This is a genomic window from Allobosea sp. 05T422_2 (assembly GCF_056396265.1).
Genome location: NZ_JBFTLD010000055.1, coordinates 1 through 23,327, shown reverse-complemented (window position 1 = coordinate 23,327; position 23,327 = coordinate 1). Strand labels below are relative to the sequence as shown.

Here is a 23,327-nt window from a genome sequence, read left to right as displayed (position 1 = left end):
CATGGCTCTCTTCCGCTTCTCGACCGACCCGCCAGCCCGCCCGCTCGTTCGCACGCCGAACCTGTTTCTGCGGGCGCCACTGGCGAACGACTATGCGGCCTGGGCGGTTCTGCGGATGGAGAGCCGGGAATTCCTGACGCCCTGGGAGCCGGTCTGGAACGAGGATGACCTGACGCGGAATTCGTTCCGCCTGCGCGTCAAGCGTGCCGCACGTGAGATCGCGGCTGACGAAGCCTATCCCCTGTTCATTTTCGATGCCGGCAGCGAAACCTTGCTGGGGGGACTGACGCTCGGACTGATTCGCCGCGGCGTCGCCCAGGCCTGCACGCTCGGCTACTGGATGGGGCAACGCCACGCCGGCAAGGGATATATGACCGAAGCCGTGCGCGGCGCGGTGCGCTTCGCTTTTTCCGACCTCGGCCTGCATCGCGTCGAAGCCGCCTGTCTGCCCGGCAATGAGCCGTCTCGCCGGCTGCTGGAGCGCGTCGGCTTCCGCTGCGAAGGCGAGGCGCGGGCCTATCTGCGCATCAACGGAAACTGGGCGGACCACTTGCTCTATGCGATGATTTCGACGGACCGGCTGCTCGGCCCCGCGGAGACGGGCGGCGCGCGATGATCCACAGGGCCGAGCCTCTGCCTTGCCCTCGCCACGACCGGTCGGTACGACTGGGTCCCCCGCCCCGCTTGAGCGCGGCCCACACAGTTACCGAGTCGCGCTTGTCCCTTCCTGACCGACTTCTCCGGTTTGGCCTTGCCTTTGTCGGCCTCGCACTCCTGTTCGTGCTGTCCCTGGCCGCACCGGCCCAGGCCGTCGAGGCCGTCCGCGTCCCTGTCGACGCACCGGTGATCGACCTGACCCATGTGGTCGAGCGCAACAAATCCGATGGCGACGTCATCCAGATCTCGACCGCGCCGGGGCCCGACGGCATCGTGCGCCGCATCGCGGTCAGGGCACGCGAGTCGGGCGCACGGCCGGACTGGATCGTCTTCGCGCTCACAAATGATTCCGACGAGCAGATCGACCGGCTGCTGGTCGCGCCGTTCCATCGCCTGATCGGCTCCGGCGTGATCTGGCCTGATCTCGGCGACACGCGGATCGAGGCCGTGACGGCGAGCCAGGGGCTTCGCCCCGAGCGCGAGGATAGCCCGGACGCCGACGTCTTCATGATCACGCTCGACCCGGGCACGACGGTGACCTTCGTCGCCGAGCTGAAATCTCCGAACCTGCCTCAGCTCTATCTGTTCGAGCAGGAGGCCTATCGCCAGAAGACCAACGGGCTGACGCTCTACAAGGGCATCATCATCGGCATTGCCGGCCTGCTCGCGCTCTTCCTGACCATCATCTTCGTGGTCAAGGGAGCGGTGATCTTCCCGGCCGCCGCCGCCCTGGCCTGGGCCGTTCTCGCTTATGCAGGGCTCGATTTCGGCTTCTTCCAGCGCATCTTCCCGCTGACGCCGGCGATCGAGCGCATCTACCGCGCCGGAGCGGAAGTGGTGCTGGCGGCGACGCTGCTCGTCTTCCTCTTCGCCTATCTCAACCTGTCGCGCTGGCATGTCCGCTACAGCCACGTGACGATCATCTGGATCCTCGGCCTCTTCGGCCTCGTCGGTCTGGCCGTCTTCGATGCCCCGATGGCGTCGGGCATCGCGCGCATCTCGATCGCCGCCGTCGCGGCCGTCGGCTTCGTGCTGATCCTGCACCTGGCGACGCATGGCTACGAGCGCGCCGTCATGCTGATCCCGACCTGGTTCCTGCTCGCCGTCTGGGTGACGGCGGCCGGGTTCACGGTCACCGGCCAGTTCCAGCGCGACCTCGTCGCGCCCGCCCTGATCGGCGGGCTGGTGCTGATCGTGCTGCTGATCGGCTTCACCGTCATTCAGCACGCCTTCGCCGGCGGCGCGCTGGCGCAGGGCCTTGTCTCCGATACCGAGCGACGGGCGCTGGCGCTGTCGGGCTCCGGCGATCTCGTCTTCGACTGGGATGTCAGCGCCGACAAGATCTTCGTCTCGCCGCAGACCGAGACCCTGCTCGGCCTGTCGCGCGGCGCGCTCGAAGGTTCGGCGGCGCGCTGGCTTGAATACATGCATGTCTCCGATCGCGACCGCTATCGCGTCACGCTCGATGCCGTGCTGGAACAGCGGCGCGGCAAGCTGCAGCTCGATTTCCGTCTGCGAGCCGCCAATGGCAGCTATCACTGGTTCAACCTCAAGGCCCGACCCGTCATCGGCTCCAACGGCGAGGTCATCCGCGTGATCGGCACGCTCGCCGATGTCACCGAGCAGAGGACTGCGCAGGAGCGGCTGCTGCATGACGCGGTGCATGACAACCTGACCGGCCTGCCCAACCGCAAGCTGTTCCAGGACCGTCTCGGCGCCGTCTTCGGCTTCTGCCGCGCCGACGACAATATCCGCCCGACAGTGATCGTCATCGACATCGACCGCTTCAAGCAGGTCAACGAGTCGGTCGGCTTCTCCGCGGGCGATTCGATCCTGCTGACGCTCGCCCGCAGGCTCGGCCGTCTGCTGCGGGCGCAGGACACGCTTGCCCGCATCGGCGGCGACACCTTCGCCATGATCCTTGTCTCCGAGCGGGACCCCGAGCGTATCCTGGCCTTGGCGGAACTCGTTCGCCGCGCCGTCTCGACGCCGGTGACCTTCGCGGAACGCGAGATCTTCCTGACCCCCTCGATCGGGCTTGCACTGTTCGACGCCTCGCCGGCGGCCCGCAAGGACGATGCGCTGAAGAACGCCGAGCTGGCGATGGCGCATGCCAAGCGCCAGGGCGGCAACAAGATCGAGGTCTTCGTGCCCGCGATGCGGACCGATCGCAACGATCGTCTTGCCCTGGAGAGCGATCTGCGTCGCGCCATTGAGCGCGGCGAGATTCAGGTGATGTACCAGCCGATCGTCAGGCTGGAGGACCGGACCATCGCGGGCTTCGAGGCCCTGGTGCGCTGGGACCACCCACGCGAGGGCCGGCTGCTGCCGCAGGATTTCCTGGCGATCGCTGAGGAAACCGGGCTGATCGTCGATCTCGGCGTCTATGTGATGGACCGTACCGCACGCGAGCTCGCCGCCTGGCAGGCCGCGCTCGAGGTCGACCCGCCGATCTTCGCCAGCGTCAACGTCTCGAGCCGCCAGTTGCTGCGCCACGACCTGCTGCATGACGTCAAGACGGTGCTGGCGCGCCGGCGCGTCTTGCCGGGCACGCTCAAGCTCGAGATCACCGAAAGCCTGGTGATGGAGAATCCGGAATATGCCGCGCAGATGCTCTCGCGCATCCGCGAACTCGGCGCCGGGCTCTCGCTCGATGATTTCGGCACCGGCTATTCCTCGCTGTCCTATCTGCAGCGGTTTCCGTTCGACACGATCAAGGTCGATCAGAGCTTCGTGCGCCAGATGGGCAACGGGAAACCGCCGGTGATCCTGCGCTCGATCGTCCAGCTCGCCGCCGATCTGCGCATGGACGTCGTTGCCGAGGGCGCGGAGACGGAGTCGGATGCGATCGAGCTCTACCAGCTCGGCTGCCAATATGCGCAGGGCTATATCTTCGGGCAGCCGATGAGCGCAGCCGAAGCCCGCAGGCTGGTGGGCGCGAGCGCCGCGTCCTCTTCGGAAGCAGCGTAACCCCTCCCCTATACCGGGAGGGAGGCCGGCGCCGCTCAGGCGTGTCCGGCCGTGCTGGACAGGAACGCGGGATCGATGCCGATCTTGTGCAGCGCGCGTTGGTATTTGGTTTCGATGCTGTCGTCGAAGAGCAGCGCCGGGTCAGCGGCGCAGTGCAGCCAGCCATTCGACTGGATCTCGGATTCAAGCTGCCCCGCTCCCCAGCCCGCATAGCCAAGAGCAAGCACCGCGTTCTCCGGACCGCTGCCAATGGCAATGGCCCGCAGGATATCCAAGGTCGCCGTCAGGCAGATGCCGTTGTCGATCGGCAGGGTCGCCGATTCCAGGAAGAAGTCCGAGGAGTGCAGCACGAAGCCACGCTTGGTCTCCACCGGTCCGCCGCGCAGCACCTGCATCCGTTCGGCCTGGCTCGGCAGGCGAATCAGCTCTTCCGAGGGAATCACGTCGAGCTGGACCAGCAGATCGGGAAACCGCGTGTCCGGCGCCGGCTTGTTGAGGATGATGCCCATGGCGCCATCCTCGGAATGCGCACAGATATAGACCACGCTGCGGCTGAAACGCGCGTCAGTCATGCCGGGCATGGCAATCAGGCACTGCCCGTCGAGATAGCTGCGGCCGCTGACGCGTTGGCTCGATCCGATCTTCATACCGCCATGCTAAATCCAATCGGCCCGGCTGGAAACCGGTGTCCTTGAAAATGCCGGCACCGCGATTGCGCCCCAATCATGCGGCATAGGATGAATGGCTGCATGTCACATGATTGCCAGCAAATGTGAGAGAGATTGTTTCGCTTTTTGCAGACGCATTCCCTAAGACGGTCATCGTGAAGTTGGCATTGCTCTCACTCGCGCTCGCCGCGCTGGCGTTCAGCGCTCCTGCTCAGGCGCAGGAGGCGGCGGTGTCGTCATGGTCCCGCAGCACGCATTCCTCGATCCGCCTGATCGCCGGAGCGACGGCCCCCTCGGGCAAGCAACGCATCGGCGTCGAGATCACTATGGCGCCAGGCTACAAGACCTATTGGCGCAACCCCGGCGATTCCGGCGTTCCTCCCTCCTTCGACTGGAGCGGCTCCACTAATGTCGGTGGCCTCGACGTGCGCTGGCCCGCGCCGGAACGCTTCGAGGATGGCACCGGCTTTTCGATCGGCTATGTCGGCGAGGTCGTGGTGCCGGTGTCGGTGCAGCCGGTCGACCCCAGCAAGCCAGTCATGGTCGTGCTCAAGCTCGATTATGCCGTCTGCGAGAAGATGTGCATTCCCGCCAAGGGCGAGGCTCAGCTCTGGCTCGAGCCCGGCGTGACCTCGGTCACCTCGCCACGGCTCGAGAGCTTCGAGGCGCGGGTGCCGATTCCCGTCAAGCTTGGGCCGCACAAAGAGAAGATCTCGGTGATCGAGGTACTGCCCGGCGAGGCTGGACCCGAGCCCAAGGTCAAGCTCGTGCTGCAGGCTCCGCCGGACGGCGCGATCGAGGATGTCTTCGTCGAGGGGCCCGGCGCCTGGTCCTTCAGCAAACCGGTCCTGAAGCCGCAGGCCGATGGCACGGTGCTCGCCCATGTCCGGATTACCGACCGTCCCAAGGGCGCAGCGGGACCGGTGCCCTTCATCGTGACGGTGCGCGGCAAACCTGCGGCGGTCGAGACGCGGCTTGAACTCGACATCCCGGTCGCCAAGCCCTAATCCCTGACCGAGCGGCGAAGGCCGCATGGCTCACGGAGAACAGGCGATGACGATCAAGGTGGGTGACACACTTCCGCAGGCGACGTTCCGCGTGATGACGGCGGACGGCCCGGCAGCGAAGACGACCGAAGACCTGTTCAAGGGCAAGAAAGTGGTGCTGTTTGCGGTGCCCGGCGCCTTCACGCCGACCTGCCACAAGAATCACCTCCCCGGCTATCTCGCCAAGGCTGCAGAGATCAAGGGCAAGGGCGTCGACGCCATCATGGTGACCGGCGTCAACGACGTCTTCGTCATGGATGCGTGGTCGAAGGCAACGGGCGCAGTCGGCGTCATCGAGTTCCTCTCGGACGGCAATGCCGATTTCGCCAAGGAGATCGGGCTTTCGCTCGACGGTTCGGGCTTTGGCCTCGGAACCCGCTCGCAGCGCTATTCGATGATCGTCGAGAACGGCGTGGTCGAGGCTCTCAATGTCGAAGACGCACCGGGCAAGGCCGACGTCTCCGGCGCCGAGGAAATGCTGAAGCAGCTCTGAGCGCTTCGTGCATGAAAGAGCCCGCCCGGCACCCGCCGCGCGGGCTTTTTCATGCCTGCTGCAACGATGCTGATCGAAAGCATGGCGCTTTGTCATGAGACAGATGCAGCGCCCCCGGGCTAGCGTGACAGCGCTATTGGGAGAGGCTGCATGTCCGAGATCACCATCCGCCCGCTCGTCGCGAGCGACCGTACCGCCTGGGGACCGCTCTGGCAGGGCTACCTGACCTTCTACAAGTCGAGCCTGCCGGAAGAGATCCATGACCTGACCTTCGCCCGGCTCACAGGCGGCAAGGAGCCGATGGGTGGCTTCATCGCCGAACGCGACGGCAAGGCTGTCGGCATCGTGCACTGGGTCACGCACCGCACCACCTGGAGCGCCAAGGATATCTGCTATTTGCAGGATCTGTTCGTCAGCCCGGATATCCGTGGCGGCGGCGGCGGCCGGAAGCTGATCGAAGCCGTGCGGCAGATGGCCGAGGCCAAGGGCTGTTTCCGMGTCTACTGGCAGACGCATGAGACGAATCTTCAGGCGCGCGAACTCTACGACAAGGTCGCCGATCTCTCGGGCTTCCTGGTCTATCGGCAGCCGCTCGGCTGACGAGCCTGCTGGGCTCTATCGCCCTGGCTTGAACGGCGCCATGCCGGCGCGGGCGAGCATATCGGCGCGCTCGTTCATCTCATCGCCGGCGTGGCCCTTGACCCATTTCCACTCGATCTTGTGACGGCCGAGCGCGGCATCGAGGCGCTTCCAGAGCTCCTCGTTCTTCACCGGTTTCCGGTCGGCCGTCTTCCACCCGTTCTTCTTCCAGCCATGGATCCAGCCGGTGATGCCCTGACGCAGGTACTGGCTGTCGGTATGCAGCGCCACCGTGCAGGGCCGCGTCAGCGTCTCGAGCGCCGAAATCGCCGCCATCAGCTCCATGCGGTTGTTGGTGGTCATCTGTTCGCCGCCCGAGAGCTCGCGCGCCTTGCCATTGTAGCTGAGGATCGCGCCCCAGCCCCCCGGGCCGGGATTGCCCGAGCAGGCCCCGTCGGTCCAGATCTCTACTGTATCGCTCATCGTTTCAGGCCGTATTCGCGGGCGTCACCGACGCGCTGGTGGAAGGCAAGTTTGCGGTCGTATTCGAGCGGATCGAGCGGCTTGACCAGGGCCCCCGGCGGAACGTTCAACCAGTCCACCAGCCGGGTCAGCAGGAAACGCAGGGCCGAGCCGCGACAGAGCGCCGGAAGCGCCTCAACCTCGGCGGGGGTCAGGGCGCGCACGCTTTCATAGCCCGCGAGGATCGCCTGCCCCTTGGTGAGATTGAACGACGCATCGGCCTCGAAGCACCAGGCATTCAGGCAGATGGCGAGATCATAGGCAAAGGCGTCGGTGCAGGCGAAATAGAAGTCGATCAGTCCCGACAACCGGTCCTTGATGAAGAAGACGTTGTTGGGAAAGAGATCGGCGTGGATCACGCCGCGCGGCAGGCTCTGTGGCCAGTTGGCCTCGTGGAACGCGATTTCCGTCATGACGCGCTTCGCCAGTCCAGGCGAGACCGTCTCGGCCCCGGCACCGGCCTGTTCCGCCAGCGGCCGCCAGCCCGCGACTGACAGATCATTGGACCGGGTCATGCCGAAGCCCTCGCCCGCCTTGTGCAGGAGCGCCAGCCCACGCCCGACCTCGGCGCAATGAGCAGCCGTCGGACGACGCACGGAGAGACCATCGAGGAAAGTCACGATCGCCGCCGGCCGCCCCGCGAGCCGGCTCACAGCCAGACCGTCCTGCGCCTTGACCGGCAGCGGGCAGATCAGCCCGCGCTCGGCCAGATGTTCCATCAGTCCGAGGAAGAACGGCAGATCAGCCGCGCTCACCCGCTCTTCGTACAGCGTCAGGATGAAGAAGCCCTGCGTGGTGTGCAGCAGGAAATTGGAATTCGAGACCCCCTCGGCGATGCCCTTGACCGCCAGCAGATCACCAATGCCGTAACGCGCCACGAAGGCAGCCATCTCATCGTCGGGCACTTCAGTATAGACGGCCAAATTCGCTCACTCGGCCGCATTCGGCGCAGGCTCGCCGCGCAGTTCGCGCGGCAGGGGGAAGAAGACGCTTTCATCGGCGGTCGAGACGGTCTCGACGCGGACGTCATAGCGCTCGGCGAAGGCATCGATGATCTCTTCGACCAGCACCTCGGGAGCGCTGGCGCCCGCCGTGATGCCCAGCCGCTTGATCGCACCGAAGATCGACCAGTCGATCTCGTCGGCGCGCAGCACCAGCCGCGCAGAGGGGCAACCGGCCCGCTCGGCGACCTCGCGCAGGCGCTGCGAATTGGAGGAATTGGGCGAGCCGACGACAAGAAGTCCGTCGACCAGCGGGGCAACCCGCTTCACCGCCTCCTGACGGTTCGTGGTGGCGTAGCAGATATCTTCCTTGTGCGGCGCGATCAGCTCCGGGAACCGCGCCTGYAGCGCCTGGACGATGCCGCGTGTGTCATCGACCGAAAGCGTGGTCTGGGTGACATAGGCAAGTGGTTGGCCGGTGGGAGGAGCAAGCTGCGCCACGTCGTCCAGCGTCTCGATCAGCGTGATCGCACCCGCAGGCAGCTGGCCCATCGTACCGATGACCTCGGGATGGCCGGCATGGCCGACGAGCAGGATATGGCGGCCGCGCTTGTGATGAACCTCGGCCTCGCGATGCACCTTCGTGACCAGCGGGCAGGTCGCGTCGATGGCGAAAAGTGTCCGCGATGCGGCCTCGGCAGGAACCGATTTCGGCACGCCATGGGCCGAAAATATCACCGGACGGGTGGTGTCGGGCACCTCCGACAGCTCCGCGACGAAGACCGCGCCTTTGCGCTTCAGCGATTCGACGACATATTTGTTGTGCACGATTTCGTGGCGCACATAGACCGGCGCGCCATGCAGCGTGAGCGCCTTCTCGACTGCGTCGATGGCGCGCACGACCCCGGCGCAAAAGCCGCGCGGGGCACAAAGCAGGATGTCGAGCGGCGGCTTGGTCACGCGGTTTCGAGGCCTCGGAAATGGTCAGCGCCTTCTTTCGGCGTGCGCCCCGCGATGTCAAGGAAGAGCAGCGCCGCAGGACGTGACGGGCCGTTGCGCAACTCGCCCCTCGCAGCGCAGCAAGGAAGCGCCTAGATAGGCAGCATGGTCGGCTGTGGCACTTGCGCGGGCCTGCTTTCCACAACGAAGAGTTCCCATGGCCGACGCCAGTCACACGAGTTACCTGCCGCCGATCCTGATTTTCTGTGCAGGCGCAGTCATTGCCGTGCCGCTGTTTCGTCGTCTCGGCCAATCCGCCGTGCTCGGCTATCTTGCGGCCGGCATCGCGATCGGCCCTTCGGTGCTCGCCCTGGTCAATGACCCGGACGCGATCCGGGGCACCGCCGAGATCGGTGTCGTGCTGCTGCTATTCTTGGTTGGGCTGGAGCTTCAGCCGTCACGCCTCTACTCGATGCGCAAGGACATCCTCGGCGCCGGCCTCGCGCAGATGGCGCTCAGCGCGACGGCGATCGGGCTCGTTGGCTGGAAATTCGGTCTCTCCGTCGGCGGCGCCATTGCGGTGGGGCTTGCGCTTGCCCTGTCTGCGACATCGATAGCCCTGCAGGTCCTGGAGGAGCGCGGCGACGGCAGCGAAACCTACGGCCGGCGCACCTTCTCGATCCTGCTGTTCCAGGATATCTCGATCGCTCCAGCGCTGGCGCTGCTCCCCCTGCTGGCGACCACGGGCGCGCAGAACCACGGAGGCGCTCCGGCACTCGCGGGATTGGGCCTCGCCCTGCTCGCCGTCGCGCTGCTCGTGCTCGTCGGACGCTACCTGCTCAATCCGTTCTTCCGGATCCTCGCCAGCACCGGCGCGAAGGACGTGATGACCGCGGCCGCGCTGCTGATCGTGCTCGGTGCCGCGATGCTGATGGAGCGGGTCGGCCTCTCCATGGCCATGGGCGCCTTCCTCGCCGGAGTGCTGCTGGCGGACTCGCATTTCCGGCACGAGCTCGAAGCCGATATCGAGCCGTTCCGCGGCGTGCTGCTCGGCCTGTTCTTCATGGCGGTCGGCATGTCGCTCGACCTCCAGCTCGTTTTCGAAAACGCCCTGCTGCTGGCGCTCGCGGCGCCATTGCTGGTCGCCTTCAAGATCGTCGTCGCGGCAACGATCCTGCGCGTCTCCTGTTCGTCGAGGACCGAAGCCATACGGGCCGGTGCCCTGCTCTCGCCGGCCGGCGAATTCGCCTTCGTTCTCCTGCCGCTCGGTGCTGCGCTCGGGCTGCTCAACAGCCAGCAGGCGGCCCTGGCGACATCTCTCGCCGCACTCTCGATGCTGATCGGACCGGTTGCCGCCAAGCTGATCGACCTCTGGCTGACCCGGAGCGCCGCCCCGGCGGAAACCATGGAAGAGGATTTCGAAGGTGCCGGCGGCTCCGTCATGGTCATCGGGTTCGGCCGGTTCGGGCAGGTGGTGACCCAGGCCCTGCTGCTGCAGCACATCCCGGTGACGATCATCGACTCCAATGTCGAGCGCATCCGGTCGGCGTCCAAGTTCGGCTTCCGCATCTATTACGGCGACGGCACGAGACTGGACGTGCTGCGTGCTGCCGGCGCCGGGAAGGCCAAGATCATCTGCATCTGCATCGACAATCGCGAAGCGGCCTTGCGGATCGTCGAGATGGCGAGGGCCGAATTCCCCTCCGCACGGCTGCATGTGCGGGCCTATGACCGTGTCCATGCGATCGAGCTGATGAAAGCCGATGTCGACTTCCAGATGCGCGAAACCTTCGAGTCGGCGCTTGGCTTCGGGCGGGTGACGCTGGAGAGCCTCGGCCTCAGCTATGATGAGGCCAGTCTGGTCATCGACAGCGTCCGTGACCGCGACGCCCAGCGCATGGAGATCCAGTATCACGAGGGCATCGCCGCCGGCATCCAGAAGGTGCCGCGCGTCTCGCCGGAGCCGCTGGTTCAACCGAAGGCCAAGTCCAAGGCACTCACCGAGGAGACGCGCGAGGTCATCGAGGATGGCGGAGCTGAAGTCGCGGTCGGCGGCGTCGGAGAACCGGAATTGTGAACGCACCCGTCAACCCCAACCAGGCCGTCTTCGTCAGCGGCTCGACCTTTCGCCATGTCGCGGTGATGACCGCGACCGGAGCGGTCGGGCTGATGGCGATCTTCGTCGTCGACCTGCTCTCGCTGCTCTACGTCTCCTGGCTCGGCCGGCCGGCGGCGACTGCTGGCGTCGGCTTCGCGACGATCGTGCTGTTCCTGACGGTCTCGATCAATATCGGCTTCATGATCGCGGTCTCGGCGCTGGCCTCCCGCACGCTTGGATCCGGAGACCGCAAGGGCGCGCGCCGGATCGCGGGCTCCGCTATGACCTTGATGGCGCTTGCCGCAATCGCGCTCACGCTGCTGGCATTGCCTTGCCTGCCCTGGCTCCTGAGGCATCTTGGGGCGCATGGCGAGGCCTATGACGTCGCCCTCTCATTCCTTTGGATCGCCCTGCCCTCCAATCTTCTGATGGCGCTGGGCATCGGATTTTCGGGCGTACTGCGCGCCATCGGAGATGCCCGGCGCGCCATGTTCGTTACGCTCGGGGGCGGGCTCGCAACTGCAGTGCTCGATCCGCTGTTCATCTTTGGCTTTGCACTCGGCACAGACGGCGCCGCCTGGGCGACCGTGCTGTCACGTGTCATTTTTGCCTTTGTCGGCTTCCGTGGCGCGGTGAAGATCCACGACATGGTCGGCATGCCCAACCGGCAGGCGCTGCTGGCCGACACGCCGCGCACGCTTGCGATCGCCGGCCCGGCGATCCTGACCAATCTCTCGACGCCGATCGCAAACGCAGTCTTCGCCAGCATCTTCGCGCGCTTCGGAGATGGCGCGATCGCGGCAATGGCGATCATGGATCGGTTGGTGCCGGTCGCCTTTGGCGTGATCTTTGCGCTATCGGGCGCAGTCGGGCCGATCCTTGGCCAGAACTGGGGAGCCGGCCGTTTCGACCGCATGCGCCGCGCGCTCAGCGATTCCGTGATCTTCGCCGTGGCCTGCGTCTGCGTTGCCTGGCTCGCGCTCCTCCTGCTGCGCGGCCCGATCGTCGCCGTATTCCATGCCAGCGGCCTGACCGCAGAGCTGGTGATGTTCTTCYGCCTGATCTCCGGGCCGATGTGGATCTTCGTCGCGATACTCTTCGTCGCCAATGCCGCGTTCAACAATCTCGGCATGCCGATCCTGTCGACTCTCTTCAGCTGGGGGCGCGCAACGCTCGGGACGATGCCGATGGCCTGGGTCGGCGCATATTATGCGGGGCCGAAGGGGGCGATGGTCGGCACCGCGCTCGGGGCTGTGGCGTTCGGCCTCGTCGCGCTGGTCTTTGCCTATCGCGGCATCACGCGCCTGGAGCGCCAGCCCAGGGGCGCGTGAGCATCCAGCATCGCGGCGGCCTCGCTTGCCTGCCCGCCCCGCCCTGCTATCGTTCGGGGTGCAGGCGGCGGCAGACCGCGACGAAGACGGAGAGGCGCCATGATGAACCTGTTCGAGATGATGCAATCGGCCCAGAACGGGCAGGCCATGCAGAATCTGGCTCGGCAATACGGGCTCAGCCAACAGCAGACGCAGAGCGCGCTCGACGCCTTGCTGCCGGCCTTCACCATGGGACTGCAGCGCCAGACGCAGGACCCCCGCGCTTTCGGCAATCTCGCCCAGATGATGACGGCCTCGCCCTTCGGCTCGCTCTATGACGCCGATGGCGATGGCATTCCCGACAACGCCGCGATGATGGGCAACAACGTCCTCAACCAGCTCTTCGGCTCGAAGGACGTCAGCAACGCGCTGGCCGCCCAGGCTGCGGCGACCAGCGGCGTCGGCCAGGCGGTTCTGAAACAGATGCTGCCGGTCATCGCCTCCATGATCATGGGCGGGTTGTTCAAGTCGACCAGCAATCAGGGGCTCGGCGGCATCTTCGGGCAATTCGCCGAGATGATGCAGGGCAGGATGCCGGGCCAGCAGCCCGCGCCCCAAACCCAACCGCAAACGCCGGGGAGCTCGCTCGACGCGATTCTCGGGAGCCTGTTCGGGCAGGCGGCTGGTGCCCCTCCGACACAGGGTGGCGGTCCCTTTGGCGGCGGTCCGCTCGGAGRTGGTCCTCTGGGCGGGGCAAGGCCAGGCGAACCGGCCGGGGCCGACCCGATGGGCGGGCTTCTCGGCCAGATCCTGACCGGGATGCTTGKCGGTGCAGCGGCTCAGCCCCAGGCGGCGCCGCCCCCGTCACAACCGCGTGGCCAGGCCACCAGGCCCACGGCAGAGCCTGAGCTTGAGCCGGAACCGGACCAGCCGGCGCCTTCGGGCGAAGCCGGGCCGGGGTCGATCGGCCTCGACGCGCTGAACCAGATGTTCGAGCATGGTCGCCAGGTGCAGGACGACCATCAGAACGCGCTGAAGTCGATTCTGGACGCGATGCTCGGCGGCGGGCAGCGTCGCTAATTCATCGGACCGGATATCGTATCCGGCCTGATGACTTAACCTTTTGTCTTTGCATCGGCTTTGCCGAAAACCGCAATCCGCTTTTCGGGCCGATGCTTTCGGCACTCATCGCCCTGTCCCGATCAGGCGCTGCGCCGCTGCGACCACTCGATCACGGCGCCACGGCCTTCGGACATGGCCGCAGCGATCGCCCGGAGATCGGCGACATTGTCGCGCGTGCGGAAGCTCGAGACGAGATCGTTGAGGCGCCGGATCTGATCGCCCAGTGCGCTGGCAGAGGCTGCGCTCTGTTCGGCCAGTGCGGCGTTCTGCTGGGTCATCTCGTCCATAAGCGCGACCGACTGGCTCATCTCGTCGATTCCATTGGCCTGCTCGGCCGAGGCCGCGGAGATTTCGGATACGGTCGCGGAGACTTTTCGCGATGCGGCCACGATCTGATCGAGCGCTTCACCGGCAGAGCGGACGAGCCCGACGCCCTGGGCCACCTCCGCTCCCGATTCCGAGATCAGCGCGCTGATACCCTTGGCGGCCTCGCCCGAGCGCTGCGCCAGCGTGCGGACCTCCGAGGCGACCACGGCAAAGCCCCTGCCGGCATCGCCCGCCCGCGCCGCTTCGACCGCCGCATTCAAGGCGAGCAGATTGGTCTGAAAGGCGATCTCGTCGATGACCGAGGTGATGTCGGAGATCTTTCGTGAGGCCGTCTCGATGCGTGCCATTGCAGCGACCGCATCATGGACGATTGCACCGCCCCGTTGCGCCACGCTCATCGCCTCATCGGCCAGCGAGACGGCCTGCTTCGATGCCTGCGCAGAGGCCTTGACCGAGGCGGCAAGCTCTTCCGTGGTTGCCGCAGTCTCCTCCAGCGAGGACGCCTGTTCCTCGGTGCGCTTCGAGAGATCGTCTGCGCCCATATTGATCTCGCGCGCCGCGTTGCCGACATCGGCCGCAGTCGCCTGGATGGTGGTGATCGTCATCGAGAGATGCTCCACCGCCGTATTGAAATCGTCGCGCAGCTTCTCATAGGCAGCGGTAACCTCCGCATCGATGCGATGGCTGAGATCGCTCTTCGAGAGCAGGTCGAGGCCCTCTGCCAGCAGCCCCATGACCAGCCCCTGCTCCCGCGCGAGTTGCTCCTGCTGCTTTGCCTGCTCGGCYCGCTCGGTCTCGATCTGCCGGCGCTGCTGCTCGGAAAGGTCTCGTCCCTCGGCGCTCTCCGCCTCGAGACGCTGCACGGCAAGGCCGTTTTCCTTGAAGACCTGAACCGCACGCGCCATCGCGCCGATCTCGTCCTTGCGCGCCTGGCCCTGAACTTCGACCGCGTAATCGCCCCTGGCGAGATCATCCATGCGCGATCTCAGCGCTTCCAGCGGCCTGGTGATCGAAAACCGGGTCAGCAAGGCAGCACCGCCCAGGCCAAGCAGGATGCCCAGGGCTGAGAGGCCCAGAATGACGATGCTCAGTTCGCTGGCCTCGGCATCGAGCGTTTCCGAGGTCGCCTGGGTTTCCGTCTTGATGGCTTCGTTGAGTTTGCCTGCGGCGGTGACGATCTCGCCAATTGTGCGATCGAGCTGGGACATGACCGACAACGCGGCCAGATCCTCGTCCTTCGCGGCCTGGGCGACGATATCGTCGATCTGCGGTTTGAGCGCGGAGAGTGCCCGGCCCATGGCGTCGAACTCGGCAGCCTTCTGCGGGAAGCTGATCTTGGCCTCGATCAGCTGGAACTGCGCACGGTCATAGGCCTTGCGCACATCCTCGATGCTGGTCGCGTTCTGCTTCATGAATTCGGGATAGGCGATCGCCTTGTAGAGATCGCGCACGATGTCGGTCATGGCGCGGGTGGTCCGGCCCGAATCGAGGATCGCCGTCGCATTGTGCGAGATCAGATCGGAATATGCCTTCTGGATCCGCGCATATTCGCGGCCGGCATAGACGGCAGTTGCAACGCTGATCAATCCGAGAACGATCAGCGGGATCGCGATCTTGGTCCTGAGACGCAGATCCTGAAAGCGCAGAGAAATCCGCATACCGACACCCACCCCCCCGAGAAGCATCGAACCGGGCATCGCCGCGGCATGTCGGGAACGTTCGGCGGGAATGCTGAAAAATAGGTTACGAATGCCGATTAGGGCCAAATTGCAGGCGAAATGGCTTCAAATCCCGCTTCCGCCATGCCCGGCGAGAGCTTGGAAAAGAAAAACGGACGGAAGCACGAAGCTCCCGCCCGCAAGAAACGCGCAGTGCCAAGGGGTCAGGCGCTGCACGCAACCGTCGAATTCGAACCGGCCGCGACCGGACGCGGCGTGAGAGGCTTGGCGACAGCATTCTTCACCTGAGCCTGTCGAACGCCCTCTTCGCGCCGGAGAGAGGCGACGCCGGCCCGCGCGCTGGAGCGGGCCGCGAGAGCCGCCGAAGGGTCCTTCAGCCAGGATACGGTCAGCGCGCCGTCGATATCGGAGCGGACGAGACCGATATCCTTGAGGCCGCGCTCGTCGAGTTCGGAGAGCCTCAGCACCTCACGGCGGTGAATCAGAGCGCGCGTCAAGGCTTTCACGCCAACATAACCGCCGGCCACAACACGCGTGACGCCGGTGGCGACGAACGAGAGCGACTTCGGAACGAATGTCAGGATCAGCATGGCGACCTCCTTCAGGGGTCTGGCGGCAAAACGAGCATTTTCCGGCCCGGCTGGAGCGCACCGACGACACGGACTGGAGAATGTGGGCAGGATAGCTTTGCGCTGGCCATCAGCCAAACGAATGGTTATGATGCTTCACAGCACGGATATTGATGATCCATCGTGGGGGTGCTCCATGGCGCATGTTCTCGACGCCGACCAGCTCAAGACCTTTGTCGCCATTGCCGATACGGGCTCGTTCACTCGCGCGGCGGAGATCGTCTACAAGACGCAATCCGCCGTCTCGATGCAGATGAAGCGCCTTGAGGAACGGGTCGGGCGCCCGCTCTTCGGCCGCGACGGACGCCACGCCAAGCTGACGGAAGATGGTGAGCGCCTGCTGGATTACGCGCGCCGCATCGTGCGCCTCAATCTCGAATGCGTGGCGAGCTTCGCCGATGCAGACCTCAAGGGGCGCATCCGCCTCGGCGTCCCCGACGACTATGCCGACCGCTATCTACCCGAGATCCTGGCTCGCTTTGCTCATTCCAACCCGCGCGCCGAGGTGACGGTCGTCTGCGAGCCGACTCCGATGCTGGCCGAGCGCATCGGCACCGGTGATATCGACCTTGCCATCATCACCCATGTCGAAGGCCGCGGTCAGGGCGAGATCATCCGGATCGAGCCACTGCTCTGGGTCACCTCTGCGCGCCATACCGTCCATGAGGAGGACCCGCTCCCGCTCGCGCTCGGCCGTCCGACCTGCAATTGGCGGCAGGCTGCGGTCGAAGCGCTGGAGAAGAAGGGGCGCCGCTTCCGCGTGCTCTATGCGAGCTGGAATTCGACTGCGGTCGGTGCAGCCGTGGTCGCCGGCCTCGCCGTCTCTGTGCTGCCGGAGAGCGCGATCAGGCCCGGTATGCGCATACTCGGCCCCAGCGAGGGCTATGCAACCCTGCCGTCCTGCAAGATCGGGCTATTGCGCACGCGCTTCGACCCGTCGGTGCTCTCCAATGCCCTGGCGGAGCACATCATCCAAAGCCTCGACAACCTCGCGAGCTTCAAGACGGCGGCGGAGTAGAACCGTCCGCAGCCTGCCCTGGGCCCGGCTCCCTCGGGAGCCGTGGTTTTCAGGGATTGAGCCCRGTCTGTACCGCTTCGAATACACCGCGTACGAACCGACCTATCTCCTGCCCGCCGACGATCACGGACATCGAGATCAGGCCAGCAACGAGCCCATACTCGATCGCCGTCGCGCCGCGGTTGTCGCGGGCGAAGCCGAGAAGAAGGGTGAGCAATCGTTCCATGGCCGGATGCTCGCTCCGAAGCTTCGGAGAAAGCGTTAACGCCCGATGGCAAATGCCGCGAACCACCGACCTTGCCTGGGAATTCCCTGGCTGATCGGCCGTTTAGATGAGCAAATCCTTAAAGACCGGCTCGACACGCTCGTTCCATTCCCCGCGATACCGGTCGGCAAGGTCCTGAGCCAGGCTGCGGCCGCTCTCGGCAATCGCGAGAACAGGATCAAGGAAACGCGTCTCGTCCTCGCCCTTGCCGTTCAGGCGGGCGCGGCGCGCGAGACCAGCGCGCGACAATTCCAGAACCTGTTGCGCAATCTCACGCGCGCTGCGGCCGGCGACTGTGGCAGAGAGCCCCGCCGCAGGCACTGCGTCGCGCAGGCCCTGACGCTCCTCGGTGCTCCAGCCTTTGACCAGGTCCCAGGCGGCGTCGAGCGCGACCTGATCATAGAGCAATCCGACCCAGAAGGCGGGCAACGAGTTCAGCAAGGCGGGCGGCCCGGCATCGGCGCCCCGCATTTCCAGAAAGCGCTTCAGCCGGACCTCGGGGAACAATGTCGACAGGTGGTTGGCCCAATCGGACATGGTCGCGTGCTCGCCCGGAAGCTGCGGCAACCGGCCGGCGAGCAGATCGCGGAAGGAGGCGCCCGTCACGTCGTGGTAGACCGGCCCGCGTTTGACGAAATACATCGGCACGTCGAGCGCCCAGTCGACATAGCCCTCGTAGGACATGCCCTCATCGAACACGAAGGGCAGCATGCCCGAACGGGCATTGTCGGTATCGAGCCAGATTTCGGAACGGACCGACTGGAAGCCGTTGAGCTTGCCCTCGGTGAAGGGCGAAGAAGCGAAGAGCGCGGTTGCGATCGGCTGCAGGGCAATCGAAACCCTGAGCTTCTTCACCATGTCCGCCTCGTCGGCAAAATCGAGGTTCACCTGCACGGTGCAGGTCCGGAACATCATGTCGAGGCCGCGCGTGCCGACCTTCGGCATGTAGTTGGCCATGATCCGGTAGCGGCCCTTCGGCATGACCGGGGTCTGCTCCCGCGTCCAGAGCGGCGAGTGGCCCAGCGCCAGAAAGCCGATATCGTGAGGCTCGGCGACCGCTTTCACATCGGCAAGATGCGCGGCGAGCTCCGCCGCCGTTTCATGCAGCGTTTCGACCGGCGCGCCGGAGAGTTCGAACTGGCCACCGGGTTCAAGCGAGATCGCCCCGCCACCTTCGGGCCCGGCCAAGCCAATGATATGGCCATCGTCAATGATCGGCTCCCAGCCGAGCCGCTGCTGCATGCCCTCGAGCAGGTGCCGGATACCGCCCGCGGCCCCGCGCCCCTCGTACGGCACGGCGCCGATATCCGCGCGGTAGAACGGGAACTTCTCGTGCTCGGTGCCGATCCGGAAGGCGGAGCGAGGCTTCTCGCCTGCCGCAATCCAGCCGATCAGCTCGGACTTCGACGCGATCGGGGTGGAATCGGACACATCGCGAGCCATGGGCGCTCCGGCAGGACGAAAGGGTGGCCGACATCTCGCACGCACCGGACGGCACGGGCGAGGCAGGCCCAGGAAGCGTCAGACATATGCGACCGCCGAACGGAGGACAACGACCTCCGTCCCGCGTTCGTGGAAGGAGATTGCTTGCGCAAATGCACAACGCACATGCCGGCATCCGGCATCCGCTTGCGTTCAGGCCACACCGCGCAGGGGCTGGCTCATGTCCTGCAGCCGGCTTGCGCCATAGTTTCGCGTCTCTGACGCCAGCCAGTCGATGACGGAGGCCAGCCCTCCCGCGTCGCTCCCGGTGCGCGCGCGGGCCTCCTCGAAGATGGCGAGCTGTCGATCCGCACTGGTGCCCTGAGCCGCAATCGTCCGGCACTCGCCAAGTTCGGCGGTACAGCCGAGCGCCGCGGCATCGTCCGAAAGCTGATCGATCAGTTCGTCGACCAGGCTCGGAACCGAGCGCATCCCCTTGCTTTCCGGGCAGACCAATCCGCCATGGATCCCATAGCGCTGGGCCCGCCAGACATTCTCTGCTGCGATGGCGCGCGCGGCCGCGGTCAGATCAGCGTTGAGCCCGGGGTTCCTGCAGAGGTGGCGAACAAGGCACCGATAGAGCGCGGCGATGGCCAGCGTATCGTCCAGGCGCGTGCAGCTGTCGGCGATGCGCAATTCCAGCGTCGGATGCTTCTCTGAAGGGCGAATCGCCCACCAGATATAGCTGGCATCCTTGATCGCCCCGGCCGCGACCAGGGTATCGACATAGGCGCGGTAGTCGGCGGGTTCGAGGAAGAGCTCCGGCAGGCCGGTGCGCGGTAGTTCCGCGTAGGCGGATAGTCTGTAGCCCATCAGGCCGGTGCGCCGCCCCTGCCAGAAGGGAGACGACGTCGACAGCGCGAGAAACACCGGGAGGAACGGCATGATCCGCCCCATCAGCCGGATGCGCTGATCTTCGTCCGGCACCTCGACATGGATATGGAGCCCACAGAGCTGGTTGCGGCTGCCGAGCATCTGGAGTTCGCGCATCAGCTTGTCATAGCGAGCCGCCTCGGTGGCGCGCTGGCGCGACCAGGCCGCGCTCGGATGCGTGCCGCAGGCGAGCAGGAGCATGTCATGCGCCAGCCCGATGCTCGCAAGGCCGGTCCGCAGCGTCGCCAGCGATTTGCGCGCCTCTGCCATCGTCTCGCAGACCGGTGTCGCCACCTCGATCTGGGACTGCAGCATCTCCCGTTGGACTTCGCTCGGAAACGCCGCATGCACGGCATCGAGGAATGCCGGCGAGATCTTCCGGACGATGCCACGTGTCGTGAAATCGGACAGGAAATACTCTTCTTCGATACCGAAGCGGCAGGCTTGGCTCATCTCATGGTCCTCGCGGGTCGTCGAATCACGGGAGCAGACCCTCGCGCGCAAAACCGGCCCTGAATGAGCCGGTTCGATGGCACCGCGACGAATGTGGATCTTCCTCCCCAACGACCAACGTGGAATTCGGCGCGTMGTTCCCTGCGCGCTCAGCCCGATCTCGAGACCCAGTCGCCCAATGTCGCCTGGACCAGGGCAAGCGCCGCGACCGCCGCCGTATCGGCGCGCAGGATGCGCGGGCCGAGCGAGATACGGATTGTCTTGGGGCGTGACAGCACTCGCCGGCGCTCCTCGTCGTCAAAGCCACCTTCGGGACCAATCAGCAGGGCGAGCGGCGCCGGCGGGGCTTCCGCCAGCGCGCTCAGGGGACTCGCCGCGGCCATGTCCTCGTCGCAGAAGATCAGCAGGCGCTCGGGCTCGAGAGCGGCCAKCGCCGCATCGAGCGGCTGCTCGGAACGAATTTCCGGCAAGGCCAGGATGCCGCATTGCTCGGCAGCCTCGATGGCATTGGCCCTGAGGCGTTCGAGGTTCAACCGCGAGACCTGCGTGCGTCGGGTGAGCACCGGCTGCAGCACGCCGGCCCCCATCTCCACGGCCTTCTGAGCCATGTAATCGAGCCGCGCGTGTTTCAGCGGCGCAAAGAGATAATGCAGGTCCGGCACGGAGGTCTGGAGCTGCAGCTGCCGCAGCGGGCGCAGGCTCGCCTGCTTCCGCCCTTCCGGAACGATCTCGGCAAGCCATTCGCCGTCGCGCCCGTTGAAGACGAGAACGCCGGCGCCATCGCGCAGGCGCAGGACGTTGAGAAGGTAATTGGCCTGCTCCCGCTCGAGAGGAACGGGYGCATCCTGTGCCAACGTGGAGTCGAGATAGAGCCGATGTTTCGGCAGGTCTGGCATCGGCATAGGCGCAAACAATCTCCCTCTTGCGACAGCAGCCGATCTTGCAATGCCATTGCGGCGGGAAAGTCGCCACATTCTTCGTCTAATCGCAAGAGTCGGTGACAGAATTCAGTTCAATGTCGCCTGACGCTTGGCGAGACCGCCCCTCTGCTGATATGGAGTGCGCGGTTCCAGGAACCCTCATCGATTGGGAGCAGGACTATTATGCGGCGATACGTGGCCTCGGGGTTGATTGCGACGCTCGGCTTGGCAGCGGCGACATTCCTCCACGTCAGCCCGGCGAGCGCTCAGGCCTCGGGCTGCGAACAGCTTCAAAAGCTCCTGCAGGAGCGGCAGTCGATCGTCGCGCGGTTGAACTCCGCGTCCAAGGCCAAGCGCAAGCTGACGCCGGCGGAGGCCTGCGGAACACTCGGCAGCCTCGTCAACAACGGCAACGCCACCCTCAAATTCGCAACCGCCAATCAGGACTGGTGCCAGATTCCGCCGACCTTCGTGGACGGCATGAAGGCCGACAATGAGAAGGCAGCCGGCTTCCGCAATCAGGCCTGCAATGCGGTGAAGCAGCAGGCGGCCATGCAGCGCAAGGCGCAGCAGCAGGCCCAGCAACAGGGCAACAATCCGTTCGGCGGCGGCGATTCTCTGACCGGCGGCCCGATGCGGGTGCCGCAGGGCGCGCTCTGATCTCGCCATGGTCCTGGCCTCGAAGCCAGCCGACATGACCCTGGTTGATGCGCCCCTTCCCGACGCCCTGAAAGGTCATTGGGTCGATACAAGGGCGCCGGTCTGGCTGCGCCCTTATCTCAAGCTTGCCCGCATCGACCGGCCAATCGGCTGGTGGCTGCTGCTGCTTCCGTGCTGGTGGGCCGCAGGGCTTGCAGCCATCGCGAGCGGCAGCGCGTTTCCCAATCTCTGGCACGGCCTGCTTTTCATGGTTGGCGCCATCGTGATGCGAGCCGCCGGCTCGACCTTCAACGATATCGTCGACCGAAAGCTCGATGCTCAGGTGGCACGAACGCGCGGACGCCCGTTGCCCTCCGGGCAGATCACAACCAGGTCCGCCGCGCTCTTCATGGTCGCGCTGTCATTGGTCGGACTGCTGATCCTCGTCCAATTCAATCGCTTCACGATCGTGCTCGGCATCGCCTCGCTGGCGATCGTCGCGATCTATCCCTTCATGAAGCGCATCACCAGCATGCCGCAATTCGTGCTGGGCCTCGCCTTCTCATGGGGCGGGCTCCTGGGCTGGAGCGCCGTGTTCGGGCAGCTCGACCCACCGGCCTACCTGATCTACGCGGCCGCGATCGTCTGGACGATCGGCTACGACACCATCTACGCCATGCAGGATATCGAGGATGATGTCATTGCCGGCATCAAGTCGAGTGCCCGCTATTTCGGGGCCTGGACGCGCGAGGCGGTCGGGTTTTGCTTCACGCTCTCTGTCGCGCTCGCTGGCGTGGCGACCTGGAGCACGGGCGGTGGCGCCATGGCCTGGATTGGACTTGCGGCCTTCGCCGCGCATCTCGCCTGGCAGGTTTCCCGGATCCAGGGCGCGACCTCTCCGGTCGCGCTGGGCCTGTTCCGCTCCAACCGCAACGCCGGCCTGCTGCTGGCCGGCGGCTACGCACTCGATGCGTTGAGCCGCTCTTTCCTGTGAAATGAAGGCCCAAGGCAGCGGCCCGAAGAGCGGTTTGCGTTCTTCGGGGAAAGCCGATGCCGACATGGAAAGATTAGATCATGGACGGGATGCGATATGCGGTCCCCTGATCTAACCGCTCAATCCGTCAGCCGCTCGCCGGAGACGATGACCGGCCGCGCTGGAAGCTGCGCGGTCTTGCGCCGTGTCAGGAAGCGTGGGCGGCGGCCATTGAGAAAGGCGTGCCGACGGCGGATGCGGATCGGCCCCAGTGCCAGCCGGCCGAACTGAGGAAAGGGCTCGGTGATCACGCCATCGACGGATTCGAGCAACAGCGGCAAACCGCTGCTGCGACCACAGTCGCGCCAGTGTGCCACGGCATCTTCGGCATCGAAGACCGCGACACTGATCGCACGGCCATCGCCGGCCGTCAGAGCGAGTTCCAGACGTTCATCTTCGCCGGACGGATTGGCCAGCCGCAGGGCAATGCCGCGCCAACCGGGGTTTCCGCGCAAGATCCTCACCGAGGCGATGCGCTCGATGCGGGGCGCCTCGACCTGCACCGGCATCGGATTGCGCGCGACTATGCTGCTATGGTTCGGGCAGCCGAGAAGGTTCGGCGCAAAGCCGACCTCCCCGGCAGCCGGCGTGACGCTGGCCATCGGTTTTACGCCTCTCATGTCCCTGCTGCGCGGAGCCCTCTGTGAAGTCCGGGGCTCTCGTG

22 protein-coding genes are annotated in these 23,327 nt (G+C 65.6%); 11 read left to right on the top strand and 11 right to left on the bottom strand.

The window, feature by feature from the left end; translation table 11 throughout:
• Position 1 precedes the first annotated feature (1 nt).
• Positions 2–616 carry a GNAT family N-acetyltransferase gene (locus AC1DJT_RS12680; RefSeq protein ID WP_441488903.1) on the top strand — a complete coding sequence of 205 codons (615 nt, stop codon included), beginning with the start codon at positions 2–4 and terminating at the stop codon, positions 614–616.
• 101 nt (positions 617–717) lie between these two features.
• Complete coding sequence (locus AC1DJT_RS12675; protein ID WP_441506437.1) at positions 718–3,627, top strand: EAL domain-containing protein; 2,910 nt, start codon at positions 718–720, stop codon at positions 3,625–3,627.
• Between the two features lie 35 nt (positions 3,628–3,662).
• On the opposite strand, the gene AC1DJT_RS12670 is transcribed toward AC1DJT_RS12675, so the two are convergent.
• A complete protein-coding gene (locus tag AC1DJT_RS12670; protein ID WP_441506436.1) occupies positions 3,663–4,274 on the bottom strand; it encodes a YqgE/AlgH family protein in 612 nt (203 codons plus the stop codon).
• A 176-nt stretch (positions 4,275–4,450) separates the two neighbouring features.
• Between AC1DJT_RS12670 and AC1DJT_RS12665 the strand changes: the two genes are divergently transcribed.
• From AC1DJT_RS12665 to AC1DJT_RS12655, 3 genes are all read left to right on the top strand, one after another.
• Entirely contained in the window at positions 4,451–5,302 is an 852-nt protein-coding gene (locus tag AC1DJT_RS12665; RefSeq protein ID WP_441488900.1) for a protein-disulfide reductase DsbD domain-containing protein, read from the top strand.
• A gap of 46 nt (positions 5,303–5,348) precedes the next feature.
• A complete protein-coding gene (locus AC1DJT_RS12660; RefSeq protein ID WP_113518915.1) occupies positions 5,349–5,834 on the top strand; it encodes a peroxiredoxin in 486 nt (161 codons plus the stop codon).
• A 150-nt stretch (positions 5,835–5,984) separates the two neighbouring features.
• Positions 5,985–6,434, top strand: coding sequence for a GNAT family N-acetyltransferase (locus tag AC1DJT_RS12655; protein WP_069877496.1), 450 nt, complete (start codon positions 5,985–5,987; stop codon positions 6,432–6,434).
• Positions 6,435–6,449: 15 nt separating this feature from the next.
• Here the strand turns inward: AC1DJT_RS12655 and rnhA are convergent, their stop codons facing one another.
• From rnhA to ispH, 3 genes are read right to left on the bottom strand one after another with little or no spacing between them, the layout of a single operon-like run.
• Positions 6,450–6,896 (bottom strand): ribonuclease HI, encoded by a 447-nt coding sequence (gene rnhA / locus AC1DJT_RS12650; RefSeq protein WP_441506435.1) that lies wholly within the window; start codon positions 6,894–6,896, stop codon positions 6,450–6,452.
• On the bottom strand, positions 6,893–7,858 hold the full coding sequence (locus AC1DJT_RS12645; protein ID WP_441506434.1) for a homoserine kinase: 966 nt from the start codon (positions 7,856–7,858) through the stop codon (positions 6,893–6,895). The genes rnhA and AC1DJT_RS12645 overlap by 4 nt, the downstream gene beginning before the upstream one ends.
• A gap of 6 nt (positions 7,859–7,864) precedes the next feature.
• Positions 7,865–8,836 (bottom strand): 4-hydroxy-3-methylbut-2-enyl diphosphate reductase, encoded by a 972-nt coding sequence (ispH, locus tag AC1DJT_RS12640; protein WP_441488898.1) that lies wholly within the window; start codon positions 8,834–8,836, stop codon positions 7,865–7,867.
• Between the two features lie 196 nt (positions 8,837–9,032).
• On the opposite strand from ispH, the gene AC1DJT_RS12635 reads away from it, so the two are divergent.
• The 3 genes from AC1DJT_RS12635 (at position 9,033) to AC1DJT_RS12625 (ending at position 13,303) form a co-directional block, all read left to right on the top strand.
• Complete coding sequence (locus AC1DJT_RS12635) at positions 9,033–10,892, top strand: monovalent cation:proton antiporter-2 (CPA2) family protein (protein ID WP_441506433.1); 1,860 nt, start codon at positions 9,033–9,035, stop codon at positions 10,890–10,892.
• Positions 10,889–12,244, top strand: a complete 1,356-nt coding sequence (locus AC1DJT_RS12630; protein ID WP_476834168.1) for an MATE family efflux transporter — start codon at positions 10,889–10,891, stop codon at positions 12,242–12,244. The genes AC1DJT_RS12635 and AC1DJT_RS12630 overlap by 4 nt, the downstream gene beginning before the upstream one ends.
• Positions 12,245–12,343: 99 nt before the next feature.
• Positions 12,344–13,303: a DUF937 domain-containing protein gene (locus tag AC1DJT_RS12625; protein WP_476834167.1), complete on the top strand. Its 960-nt coding sequence runs from the start codon at positions 12,344–12,346 to the stop codon at positions 13,301–13,303.
• Between the two features lie 122 nt (positions 13,304–13,425).
• Here the strand turns inward: AC1DJT_RS12625 and AC1DJT_RS12620 are convergent, their stop codons facing one another.
• Together AC1DJT_RS12620 and AC1DJT_RS12615 are read right to left on the bottom strand one after the other, a co-directional pair.
• The gene (locus AC1DJT_RS12620) at positions 13,426–15,330 is read right to left on the bottom strand and encodes a methyl-accepting chemotaxis protein (RefSeq protein WP_441506431.1); all 1,905 of its coding nucleotides are present in this window, start codon (positions 15,328–15,330) and stop codon (positions 13,426–13,428) included.
• A gap of 224 nt (positions 15,331–15,554) precedes the next feature.
• Complete coding sequence (locus AC1DJT_RS12615) at positions 15,555–15,941, bottom strand: DUF1127 domain-containing protein (protein WP_441488893.1); 387 nt, start codon at positions 15,939–15,941, stop codon at positions 15,555–15,557.
• 175 nt (positions 15,942–16,116) lie between these two features.
• Here AC1DJT_RS12615 and AC1DJT_RS12610 point away from each other — a divergent pair, with 175 nt between their 5' ends.
• Positions 16,117–16,998: a LysR substrate-binding domain-containing protein gene (locus AC1DJT_RS12610; RefSeq protein ID WP_069877505.1), complete on the top strand. Its 882-nt coding sequence runs from the start codon at positions 16,117–16,119 to the stop codon at positions 16,996–16,998.
• Positions 16,999–17,047: 49 nt separating this feature from the next.
• Here the strand turns inward: AC1DJT_RS12610 and AC1DJT_RS12605 are convergent, their stop codons facing one another.
• From AC1DJT_RS12605 to AC1DJT_RS12590, 4 genes are all read right to left on the bottom strand, one after another.
• Complete coding sequence (locus AC1DJT_RS12605; RefSeq protein WP_441506430.1) at positions 17,048–17,224, bottom strand: Flp family type IVb pilin; 177 nt, start codon at positions 17,222–17,224, stop codon at positions 17,048–17,050.
• A 102-nt stretch (positions 17,225–17,326) separates the two neighbouring features.
• Positions 17,327–18,706: a glutamate--cysteine ligase gene (locus tag AC1DJT_RS12600; protein ID WP_441506429.1), complete on the bottom strand. Its 1,380-nt coding sequence runs from the start codon at positions 18,704–18,706 to the stop codon at positions 17,327–17,329.
• Positions 18,707–18,898: 192 nt separating this feature from the next.
• Complete coding sequence (locus tag AC1DJT_RS12595) at positions 18,899–20,071, bottom strand: carboxylate-amine ligase (RefSeq protein ID WP_441506428.1); 1,173 nt, start codon at positions 20,069–20,071, stop codon at positions 18,899–18,901.
• Between the two features lie 149 nt (positions 20,072–20,220).
• Positions 20,221–20,973 carry a 16S rRNA (uracil(1498)-N(3))-methyltransferase gene (locus AC1DJT_RS12590; RefSeq protein WP_476834166.1) on the bottom strand — a complete coding sequence of 251 codons (753 nt, stop codon included), beginning with the start codon at positions 20,971–20,973 and terminating at the stop codon, positions 20,221–20,223.
• Positions 20,974–21,174: 201 nt separating this feature from the next.
• On the opposite strand from AC1DJT_RS12590, the gene AC1DJT_RS12585 reads away from it, so the two are divergent.
• Positions 21,175–21,651 carry a hypothetical protein gene (locus AC1DJT_RS12585; protein WP_113518927.1) on the top strand — a complete coding sequence of 159 codons (477 nt, stop codon included), beginning with the start codon at positions 21,175–21,177 and terminating at the stop codon, positions 21,649–21,651.
• Between the two features lie 7 nt (positions 21,652–21,658).
• Positions 21,659–22,624, top strand: coding sequence for a 4-hydroxybenzoate octaprenyltransferase (gene ubiA, locus AC1DJT_RS12580; protein ID WP_476770475.1), 966 nt, complete (start codon positions 21,659–21,661; stop codon positions 22,622–22,624).
• Positions 22,625–22,743: 119 nt separating this feature from the next.
• Here the strand turns inward: ubiA and AC1DJT_RS12575 are convergent, their stop codons facing one another.
• Positions 22,744–23,265 (bottom strand): DUF6101 family protein, encoded by a 522-nt coding sequence (locus AC1DJT_RS12575; protein WP_476770474.1) that lies wholly within the window; start codon positions 23,263–23,265, stop codon positions 22,744–22,746.
• Between the last annotated feature and the right edge of the window lie 62 nt (positions 23,266–23,327).